Source organism: Gammaproteobacteria bacterium, from assembly GCA_019911805.1.
Taxonomy (GTDB): domain Bacteria; phylum Pseudomonadota; class Gammaproteobacteria; order Thiohalobacterales; family Thiohalobacteraceae; genus JAHJQQ01.
Genome location: JAIOJV010000090.1, coordinates 1 through 9590, shown reverse-complemented (window position 1 = coordinate 9590; position 9590 = coordinate 1). Strand labels below are relative to the sequence as shown.

Annotated in this window: 11 protein-coding genes; 10 read left to right on the top strand and 1 reads right to left on the bottom strand. The window is 64.0% G+C overall.

What is annotated here, in order from left to right:
- Positions 1-205: 205 nt before the first annotated feature.
- Positions 206-922 carry a flagellar basal body P-ring formation protein FlgA gene (gene flgA / locus K8I04_11625; protein ID MBZ0072359.1) on the bottom strand — a complete coding sequence of 239 codons (717 nt, stop codon included), beginning with the start codon at positions 920-922 and terminating at the stop codon, positions 206-208.
- Between the two features lie 157 nt (positions 923-1079).
- On the opposite strand from flgA, the gene K8I04_11620 reads away from it, so the two are divergent.
- From K8I04_11620 to K8I04_11575, 10 genes are all read left to right on the top strand, one after another.
- Positions 1080-2024 carry a chemotaxis protein CheV gene (locus tag K8I04_11620; GenBank protein ID MBZ0072358.1) on the top strand — a complete coding sequence of 315 codons (945 nt, stop codon included), beginning with the start codon at positions 1080-1082 and terminating at the stop codon, positions 2022-2024.
- Between the two features lie 71 nt (positions 2025-2095).
- A complete protein-coding gene (locus K8I04_11615; protein MBZ0072357.1) occupies positions 2096-2977 on the top strand; it encodes a protein-glutamate O-methyltransferase CheR in 882 nt (293 codons plus the stop codon).
- Positions 2978-3130: 153 nt separating this feature from the next.
- On the top strand, positions 3131-3529 hold the full coding sequence (gene flgB, locus K8I04_11610; protein MBZ0072356.1) for a flagellar basal body rod protein FlgB: 399 nt from the start codon (positions 3131-3133) through the stop codon (positions 3527-3529).
- Between the two features lie 2 nt (positions 3530-3531).
- Positions 3532-3945: a flagellar basal body rod protein FlgC gene (flgC, locus tag K8I04_11605; GenBank protein ID MBZ0072355.1), complete on the top strand. Its 414-nt coding sequence runs from the start codon at positions 3532-3534 to the stop codon at positions 3943-3945.
- Between the two features lie 33 nt (positions 3946-3978).
- Positions 3979-4659, top strand: a complete 681-nt coding sequence (locus K8I04_11600) for a flagellar hook assembly protein FlgD (GenBank protein ID MBZ0072354.1) — start codon at positions 3979-3981, stop codon at positions 4657-4659.
- 17 nt (positions 4660-4676) lie between these two features.
- Positions 4677-5948: a flagellar hook protein FlgE gene (gene flgE, locus K8I04_11595; GenBank protein ID MBZ0072353.1), complete on the top strand. Its 1272-nt coding sequence runs from the start codon at positions 4677-4679 to the stop codon at positions 5946-5948.
- 19 nt (positions 5949-5967) lie between these two features.
- Positions 5968-6708, top strand: a complete 741-nt coding sequence (gene flgF, locus K8I04_11590) for a flagellar basal-body rod protein FlgF (GenBank protein MBZ0072352.1) — start codon at positions 5968-5970, stop codon at positions 6706-6708.
- Between the two features lie 79 nt (positions 6709-6787).
- Complete coding sequence (gene flgG / locus K8I04_11585; protein ID MBZ0072351.1) at positions 6788-7573, top strand: flagellar basal-body rod protein FlgG; 786 nt, start codon at positions 6788-6790, stop codon at positions 7571-7573.
- A 25-nt stretch (positions 7574-7598) separates the two neighbouring features.
- Positions 7599-8396, top strand: a complete 798-nt coding sequence (gene flgH / locus K8I04_11580; GenBank protein ID MBZ0072350.1) for a flagellar basal body L-ring protein FlgH — start codon at positions 7599-7601, stop codon at positions 8394-8396.
- Positions 8397-8454: 58 nt separating this feature from the next.
- Positions 8455-9552, top strand: coding sequence for a flagellar basal body P-ring protein FlgI (locus K8I04_11575; protein MBZ0072349.1), 1098 nt, complete (start codon positions 8455-8457; stop codon positions 9550-9552).
- The last annotated feature ends 38 nt before the right edge of the window (positions 9553-9590 follow it).

The window sequence follows — 9590 nt, the reverse complement described above, 5'->3', positions numbered from 1 at the left end:
GGGCCTCTTTCCGGTCCGCCGCCGGAGTGGCCGGTGGGGTGCTGTTGTGGGCGTGCCCACCGACATCCTGCACCTGGGCGGAGGACGGGGGGAGATGGTTGATTTCGGTTGCCATTCTGAGACTCCGGGGGGCTCTGCAGGTTGCGGTTGCAAGGCGTATCGTCCACCCGTTCAATAACTTTAGTCGCTTTTTTGCCGCCGGCACCTAGAGTGTCAATTTTACGACGCCAGCCGATACCACCCAGGCATCGATCACCCGGCCGGAGTTCAGCGCCCGCACCCGGATTCGCTCTCCCTGGGTGCCGTCGCTGATCGCCTCGGCCACCATTTCCACCTGGATCGGGCCAGCCGCGTTGATCAGCGTGACCCGGTCGCCGCGCCGGATCAGCCGCGGTGCCTTGACCATGGTGGGGTTCAGCAGGGTACCGGCCGGCAGGAGTCGCCGGGCGATCATGCCATCGATCTGGTCGAGGTTCTGCAAGTAGCCGTAGCCGCTGGCGGAGACATCGCGCTCGACGACCTGGACGTCGGCCGCCGACAGGGTCGCCGCGCGTGCGATCGGCCGCGTGGTCACCAGCGCCGGGGCCAGGACGGCGATATGCGCCTTTATATAGAGTGTCCAGCCGGCAGCCCCCGGGCAACGTACACCGACGCTGGCGCTGCCGCTCAGACGTGCCCCGGGTGGCAGGAACCCCTGCAGTGGCTGGGTGCAACGCGCCAGGCGCAAGCGGGGGTCGAGGCGCCCCATACGCACCTCCACGTCGCCGTCGTGCTGCGCGCGCGCCGCATCCAGCAGAAAGCTGCGGCCGGCGGCCAGGATGTCCGCGTGCACCTGGATGGGTTCGGTCGTCGCGCCCGCAGGGGCGGACAGGCCGCAGATCAGCAGGGTGATACCGAAAATGTGCTGCAGTCGTGACGCCATGGGTACGGGCTTCCCGATTCCGAGGACAACGTATGGCCTGCTGTGCAAGTGCTGTGCCTGCAGCTGTGCCGACGTCGGGGCCGATCAAGGAACCGGGGTGGGCGCCGCTACGGGGGCAGTGTGAGTCGAGGCCATTTCCCCGTCAGGAGAGCAAGTTATGAGCAGCGTGTTGGCCAGCGTCGATCAACGGACCCAGTTGGCCGGGCACAACCGCCTGGAAATTCTGACATTCCGATTGGACAGCGCGCAGCGCTTCGGTCTCAATGTCTTCAAGATCCAGGAAGTCATCCGCTGTCCCGCCCTCACGGTGGTGCGTCACGCCCACCCGGTGGTGTGCGGCATCGCCCATATGCGCGGCAAGACCATTCCGGTACTGGACCTGGCCAAGGCAATCTCCCGCCGCCCGGTCGCGGATCCTGCGGATTGCTTCGTCATCGTCACCGAGTTCAATCGTTCGGTCCAGGGCTTCCTGGTCACGGCCGTCGATCGCATCGTCAACATGAACTGGGAACAGATCCGGCCGCCACCCAAGGGTACGGGTCGGGAAAGCTATCTCACGGCGGTCACCGACCTCGACGGCGAACTCGTCGAAATCATCGACGTCGAGAAGGTGTTGGCCGAGGTCTTCGGTGCCCCCGAAGAGGTGTCGCAGGCCATTCTCGACAGTGCGTCGACCGCGGCCGCTGGGGCCCGGCGGCCGCATGTCCTGGTCGCCGACGATTCGCTGGTGGCCCGCAATCAGATCAAGCGTACCCTCGATCAGCTGGATATCGACTGCACACTGGCCACCGATGGCAGGAAGGCGCTCGACACCCTGCTGCAGTGGGCGGCAGAGGAACCGGAGCGTATCGAGCAACTGACCATGCTGATCTCCGATGTCGAAATGCCGGAAATGGATGGCTACACCCTCACCACCCGGCTGCGTGCCGATGCGCGGCTGCAGCATATCTACGTGCTCTTGCACACCTCACTGAGCGGCGTCTTCAACAACGCCATGGTCGAGAAAGTCGGTGCCGATATGTTCATCGCCAAGTTCAAGCCCGATCTGCTGGCGACCGAGGTACTCAAACAGGCGCGCGTCAGGCAGCAGATCACAGACTGATCGATCACCGGTGGTCTCCCGCCGGCAGCCGCCGCCGCTGTGGGCGGTCAGCAGGATAAAGGAACAGCAGTTTGACGCGAGCGGCACTCTCCACGCAGGACTATCAGGCATTCCGGGCCTTACTCGAAGAGGCCTGTGGCATCGTCCTGGGCGACAATAAACACTATCTGGTCGCCAGCCGGCTCGGGCGCCTGATGACGGAGGAGGGCGCCGCGAACCTCGGTGAACTGGTCGAGCAGCTGCAGAGCGGGCGCAACCGTAGCTTGCGCGAGCGGATCATCGAGGCGATGACGACTAACGAGACCTTCTGGTTCCGCGACATCTTTCCGTTCGACATCCTCAAGGAGCAGATCTTTCCGGATCTCGCCGAGCGTCGGGTGCGCACGCCGCGCATCTGGTCGGCAGCCTGCTCGTCGGGTCAGGAGCCGTATTCCATCAGCATGATCTTCCAGGAGTACCTCGCCACCCGACCGGGCAGCCTCGACGATGTGCAGATTCTGGCCACCGACATCTCGCCGACCATCCTCGGTGCGGCGAAGGTGGCCAGCTATGACAGCCACGCACTCGCCCGTGGCCTGTCACCGGAGCGCCGCCAACGCCATTTTTTACCGCTGCGGGACGGGCGCTGGCAGGTGCGTCCGGAGATCCGCAACCGGGCGCGTTTCAGTCAGGCGAATCTGTTGCAATCCTACAGTCTGCTCGGTCGTTTCGACGTCATCTTCTGTCGCAATGTACTTATCTATTTCTCCAGTGTCTCCAAGACCGATATCCTCGCCCGCATGGCACGGGCGCTGAATCCTGGTGGTTACCTCTTCCTGGGATCATCGGAGGCCATCACCCAGTACTCGGACGAATTCGAGCTTGTCCGCTGCCCGCGCGGCTCGGTGTACCGGGTCAAGAACAACCTCGCAGCGCGGCTGCCGATCCCGCCCCGGCCGGGCGGCAAGGTCTAAAGCGTCTTTGCCGCCTGGCGGCGGGGTGTTGCCGCAACACCTTGCGATACACCCTCCTTGCGGCGCTGAATCACGGCATACGACCCCCTGTGACCAGGCTGGCACGCGTGTTGCTTATGTGATGGCCAAAGCCTTTTTCCGTTCGAGGTTGCCATGCCGATCAGTATCGACTCCGCCCTAGGCCCGCTCCCGGAAGCCCTGTCGCTGCGGGGACGCCGTTCGGAGGTGCTTGCCTCCAATCTCGCCAATGCCGACACGCCGAACTTCAAGGCGCGCGACTTCGATTTCCGCGCCACGCTGGAGCAGGCGCAGGGCGGGCAGCTGGCCATGCACACGACGCAGGCCCGGCACATCGCCTTCAGCGCGGAGCCCGGCGTCAACGGTCTGCCCCTGCAGTATCGCGTACCGAATCAGCCGTCGCTGGACGGCAATACCGTCGACGGCCAGGTCGAGCAGGCGGCCTTCGCAGAGAATGCCGTGAATTATCAGGCGACGCTGACCTTCCTCGGCAGCCGCATCAAGGGCCTGATGTCGGCCATCAAGGGAGAGTAGTCATGTCGCTGTTCAAGATATTCGATATCGCCGGTTCTGCCATGAGTGCACAGACCGTGCGCCTCAACACTACGGCCAGCAATCTCGCCAACGCCGAGAGTGTCGGTGGCAGTGAAGAGAGTACCTACCGGGCACGGCAGCCGGTGTTCTCCTCCATGCTCAACGCACTGCACGGTGACAGCGACGCCGTCGGTGTGCGCGTGCTCGGGATCGTCGAAAGCCAGGAACCCCTCATGCAGCGTTACGCGCCCGAGAATCCGCTGGCCAACGAAGAAGGCTATGTCTACCAGCCCAACGTCAACGCGGTCGATGAGATGGTGAACATGATTTCCGCCTCGCGCAGCTACCAGAACAACGTCGAGGTGCTGGATACATCCAAACAGATGCTGTTGGCCACGCTCAGGCTGGGCCAGTAGTCGTTCCGGTAACCGTCACGGAGACACATTGAAATGACGACCTCGCTGACCAACGAGACGCTTTCCAGCCTGGGGCTGCGTTCCACCCAGGATACCCAGGCCACGAACAAGGGTACGAACAGCCTGAGTTCCGACGATTTCATGGAGCTGCTGCTGGCGGAGATCCAGCATCAGGATCCCTTGGAGCCGATGGACAACAGCGAGTTCGTGGCCCAGCTCGCCTCCATCAGCCAGGTGACCTCCAGCCAGGAGCTGCAGAAATCTTTCGATGATCTGAGCGCCACGTTGGTATCCAACCAGGCATTGCAGGCCGCCGGCATGGTCGGCCGCGATGTGCTGGCGCCGACCGGTTTGGGCGTGCTGGAGCAGGGCGGTAGTGTGCGCGGCACGGTCGAACTGCCACAGGCGAGTTCCGAGGTTGCGGTGAAGATCTACGATGGCTCCGGCCAGATGGTACGGCGTCTCCCGTTGGGGGGGCAGGCCGCGGGTGAGGTCCGGTACCAATGGGATGGCCTGCGCGATGACGGCACCTATGCGCCGCCCGGTACCTATCTCATCAGCGCCGAGGCTGCATTCGGCGGCACCAACCAGGCCATCGAGGCCAATGTGGTGAATCGTGTCAACGGGGTGACTCTGGGGAGTGGCGGCGCGCTGCTGCTGGATCTGGCAGGCGTCGGCCCGCTGGACTTCAACCAGGTCAAACAGATTCTCTAGACAGAGGGGAGCAGAACATGCCATTTCGTATTGCACTGAGCGGTCTGAATGCGGCGTCGTCGGATCTGAAGGTCACCGGCAACAACATCGCCAATGCCAGCACCAACGGCTTCAAATCCTCGCGCGCCGAGTTCGCCGACGTCTACGCGAACTCGTTGGCCGGGGTGAGCAATACTGCCATCGGCGGCGGCGTGCGCCTGGCCGGCGTGGCCCAGCAGTTCGCCCAGGGCAACGTCGAGTTCACCAACAACAGCCTGGACCTTGCCATCAGCGGCGAGGGCTTTTTCGTGTTGAACGATGGTGGCTCCAACGTGTATACCCGCGCCGGCGCCTACAGCGTCGACCGCGATGGCTACGTGGTCAACAGCAGCAGCCAGCGGCTGCAGGTGTTTTCACCCATCGGCACCAGCGGCACGGCCTTCAACACCGGCTCATTGAATGACCTGCGCATCCAGCTGACCGAAGGTGCACCGAACGCTACCAGCGCGGTGGAGCTCGGTCTCAACCTGGATGCCAGCGATGCCAGTGCCGGTGCGCCGGCCGCATTCAATGCCGCGGATCCCACCACCTTCAACTATTCGACGTCCTATACCGTCTACGACACCCTGGGAGCCGGACATACCGCGACCATGTACTATCTCAAGGACGCGACGCCCGGCAGCAATACCTGGTACAGCTGGCTGTATGCCGATGACGGCGCCGGCACCATGACCAACGTGCCGCAGGGCGGCAATCCCTACAGCAGCCTGGAGTTCTCGAGCAGCGGTGCCCTCACGGGTGTGAACGGTGTGCCCGGCGCGACCAGCGCGGCCTCCGGGCCGTTGACGCTGGCCACGGGCGCCGCGCCCCTGGCCATGACGCTGGATTACACCGGCATGACCCAGTTCGGCGGCGACTACAGCGTCAACTCGCTGTTCCAGGACGGCTATGCCACCGGCCGTCTGACCGGTCTGGATGTCAGCGACACCGGCGTGGTGTCGGCACGCTACACCAATGGCCAGTCCTCGGCCTTGGGCAAGATCGCCCTCGCCAGCTTCCCGAACACGCAGGGTCTGCGCCAGCTCGGTGATACCAACTGGGCGGAGACCTACTCCTCCGGTGACGTGCTGATCGGCGAGGCCGGTACGGCGAGCTTCGGCATGCTCCAGTCCGGTGCGCTGGAGGCCTCCAACGTGGACCTGTCGGAACAGCTGATCAATCTCATCACCGCCCAGCGGAATTACCAGGCGAACTCACAGGTGATCAGCACCGCCGACACCATCACCCAGACCATCATCAACATCCGCTGATAACTGACGGAGACCGACCATGGATCGCATGCTCTACGTTGCCGCCAGCGGCGCCGGCCAGATCCAGCGGGCGCAGGCGGTCAATGCCAACAACCTCGCCAACGTCGGCACCACCGGCTTCAAGGCGCAGTTCGAGGCATTGCGGGCGGTGCCGCTCTACGGCCCCGGCCACGCCAGCCGGGTGTACGCGCTGAGTGAGACGCCCGGCATCGATATGAGCAGCGGCTCGCTGCAATCCACCGGCCGGAACCTGGACATCGCCATCAACGGCCAGGGACTGATCGCCATCCAGGCACCCGATGGCAGTGAGGCCTACACGCGCGCCGGCGATCTGCGCGTAACGGCGAGCGGCATCCTGGAGACCGGTGCCGGGCACCCCGTATTGGGCGACGCCGGCCCGATCTCCATCCCGGACGCACAGGAGCTGGAGATTGCCGCAGACGGCACCGTCTCGGTGCTGCCGGTGGGGCAGGCACCCGCGACCATGGCGGTGGTGGGACGCATCAAGCTGGTGGCACCACCCGAGGCGCAGCTGATCAAGGGTGAGGACGGCCTGCTGCGTTTACAGGATGGCGGTATGGCCAATGCGGATGCCGAAGTGCGCGTGGTCAGCGGCACCCTCGAGACCTCCAATGTCAGCTCCGTCGAGGCGCTGACGACCATGATCCATCTTGCACGCCAGTACGAGACCCAGGTCAAGCTCATGAAGACGGCGGAAGAGAACGACGCCGCGTCGGCAAAATTGATGAGTATCGGCTGAGCCGGCAGCCATTACTGCCTGTAGGCGCGGGCTTGCCCGCGAATGACTCAGGCAAGACACGATTTATGGAGATGCGAACATGAACAAGGCAATGTGGGTGGCCATGACCGGCCTGGAGGCGCAGCAGACGCGCATGAGCGTCATCTCCAACAACCTCGCCAACGTCAACACCATGGGCTTCAAGCGCGACCGCGCGGTGTTCGAGGATCTGCTCTATCAGACGGTACGCCAGCCCGGCGCACAATCCTCGCAGGACACCCAGCTGCCGTCGGGCATGATGCTCGGCACCGGCGTGCGCACGGTCGCCACCGAGAAGATGCACACCCAGGGCAACATCGTGCAGACCAGCAACAGCCTGGACGTGGCGGTGCAGGGGCGCGGCTTTCTGCAGGTGCTGCTGCCCGACGGTACCCAGGCCTACACGCGCGACGGCGCCTTCCAGATCGACTCCACGGGTCAGCTGGTGACTGCCTCCGGAAATCTGATCCAGCCCTCGATCACCATTCCGGAGAATGCCCAGAGCGTCACCATCGGCTCCGACGGTGTGGTGTCGGTGCAGGTCCAGGGTCAGGCGGCGCCGACCCAGGTCGGCACCTTGCAGCTCGCCGATTTCATCAACCCGACCGGCCTGCAGCCGATCGGCCAGAATCTCTACCTCGAGACCGCCTCCAGTGGCTCGCCATCCACCGGCAACCCGGGCCTGAACGGGCTGGGTACGGTGGTGCAGGGGGCGCTTGAGACCTCCAACGTCAATACGGTGGAGGAACTGGTGAACATGATCGAGGCCCAGCGTGCCTACGAGATGAACTCCAAGGCCATCTCCACCGCGGACCGCATGCTGCAGTTCGTCACCAACAACCTGTGATGACGGATGATCGGATATGACCGCCATGACACTCGGCTGCGGCACAAACATCGTAGGGTGCGTCGGCGCAGCGACGCACCGGATAGACAACACCACGGTGTGTCAGGCTGCGCCTCGACGCACCCTACGCGCACTGTTCATCCTGGCCACACTGCTCATGCTGCTCTCCGGCTGCGCGACGGTGCAGCGCTCGCCGGCGGACAGTTATCGACCGGCCTACCCGCCGGTAGCCGCGCCGGCCCCGCAGAACAGCGGTGCCATCTATCAGGCGGCCTACAACATGCCGCTGTTCGAGGACATCAAGGCACGCCGCATCGGCGACACGCTGACCATCGTGCTGCAGGAGCGCACCCAGGCGAGTAAGGACGCCAAGACCGAGACCTCCAAGGAGAACGACGTGCGTGTGGACAACCCAACTTTGCTGGGTGCGCCACTCAAGTTTGATACGCCCTTGCTGCCACACGGCAGCAATCGCTCCAGCGATCTCGGCACCAGTCTGTCGTCGAGCAAGGAATTCTCCGGCGAGGGCAGCAGCAGCCAGGGCAACAGTCTGACCGGCAACATCACCGTCACCATCGCCGATGTGCTACCCAACGGCAATCTGGTGGTGCGCGGCGAGAAGTGGCTGACACTCAATCAGGGAGACGAATACATCCAGATCTCCGGCATTGTGCGGCCGTTCGACATCAAGACGGACAATACCGTGCTGTCCAGTCAGGTTGCGGATGCGCGCATCACCTATAGCGGCAAGGGCACGTTGGCGGACTCGAATCGGATGGGTTGGCTGGCGCGCTTCTTCAACAGCCCGGTATGGCCGTTCTGAACGGAGATACAAGATGCAAGTAACAAGTTGCAAGAAAAAGTGTTTTCACCGGGCGGCAATGTTTTTTGTCTCTTGCCTCTTGTCTCTTGTCTCTGCCATCCCCGCCCACGCCGAACGCGTGAAGGACATGGCCGCCATCGCCGGTGTGCGCAGCAATCAGCTGGTCGGCTATGGCCTGGTGGTCGGCCTCGACGGCAGCGGCGATCAGACCAGTCAGACGCCGTTCACGGTGCAGAGTATCAAGAACATGCTCAATCAGTTCGGTATCACCGTGCCGCCGAACGTCAATCCGCAATTGAAGAACGTCGCGGCCGTCTCGGTGAGCGCCACCCTGCCGCCGTTCGCCAAGCCGGGGCAGACCATCGATGTGACCGTCTCGTCCATCGGCAACGCCAAGAGCCTGCGTGGCGGTGCGCTGCTGATGGCCCCGCTGCGTGGGGCCGACGGGCAGGTGTACGCACTCGCCCAGGGCAATCTGGTCGTCGGCGGCCTGACCGCCGGCGGCAATGACGGCTCCAAGGTGACGGTGAACATTCCCAGCGTCGGCCGCGTGCCCAATGGTGCGACCGTCGAGCGCAGCGTCGATAATCCGTTCCTGCTCGGCGACAGCATTGTGCTGAACCTGCGCAGCGCAGATTTCACCACCGCCACCCGTCTGGCCGTGTCCATCAATAAGACCATGGGCGAGGGCACCGCCCAGCCGCTGGATGCCACCAGCGTACGCGTCAATGCGCCGCGTGACCCGGCGCAGCGCGTCGCCTACGTCTCCATGCTGGAGAATCTCGAGGTTGAGCCCGGCGAGGCACCGGCACGGGTGGTCGTCAATTCGCGTACCGGCACGGTGGTGATCGGTGCGCATGTGCGCGTCATGCCGGCGGCGGTCGCACACGGCAGTCTGACTGTGACCATCAGCGAGGACGTGCAGGTCAGTCAGCCGGCTCCGCTGGCACGGGTGGGCCAGACGGTGGTGACGCCCTCGTCCACGGTCGAGGTCGCCGAGGAGCCGGCGCGTATGTTCATGCTCGAACCCGGCATCACCCTCAACGACATCGTCGTCGCCGTGAATCGCGTCGGCGCCGCCCCCAGCGATCTGGTCGCCATCCTCGAGGCACTGAAAGAGGTCGGTGCGCTGCGGGCGGAGTTGATCGTTCTGTGAGAGATGCAGGATGGGTGGGGCGCAGTGTGGCCTATCGG

Bases quoted from the DNA above. Each gene is read 5' to 3' on its own strand.
- flgA (MBZ0072359.1), bottom strand. From the start codon at position 922: ATGGCGTCACGACTGCAGCACATTTTCGGTATCACCCTGCTGATCTGC.
- K8I04_11620 (MBZ0072358.1), top strand. From the start codon at position 1,080: ATGAGCAGCGTGTTGGCCAGCGTCGATCAACGGACCCAGTTGGCCGGG.
- flgB (MBZ0072356.1), top strand. From the start codon at position 3,131: ATGCCGATCAGTATCGACTCCGCCCTAGGCCCGCTCCCGGAAGCCCTG.
- flgC (MBZ0072355.1), top strand. From the start codon at position 3,532: ATGTCGCTGTTCAAGATATTCGATATCGCCGGTTCTGCCATGAGTGCA.
- K8I04_11600 (MBZ0072354.1), top strand. From the start codon at position 3,979: ATGACGACCTCGCTGACCAACGAGACGCTTTCCAGCCTGGGGCTGCGT.
- flgE (MBZ0072353.1), top strand. From the start codon at position 4,677: ATGCCATTTCGTATTGCACTGAGCGGTCTGAATGCGGCGTCGTCGGAT.
- flgF (MBZ0072352.1), top strand. From the start codon at position 5,968: ATGGATCGCATGCTCTACGTTGCCGCCAGCGGCGCCGGCCAGATCCAG.
- flgG (MBZ0072351.1), top strand. From the start codon at position 6,788: ATGAACAAGGCAATGTGGGTGGCCATGACCGGCCTGGAGGCGCAGCAG.
- flgH (MBZ0072350.1), top strand. From the start codon at position 7,599: ATGACACTCGGCTGCGGCACAAACATCGTAGGGTGCGTCGGCGCAGCG.
- K8I04_11575 (MBZ0072349.1), top strand. From the start codon at position 8,455: ATGTTTTTTGTCTCTTGCCTCTTGTCTCTTGTCTCTGCCATCCCCGCC.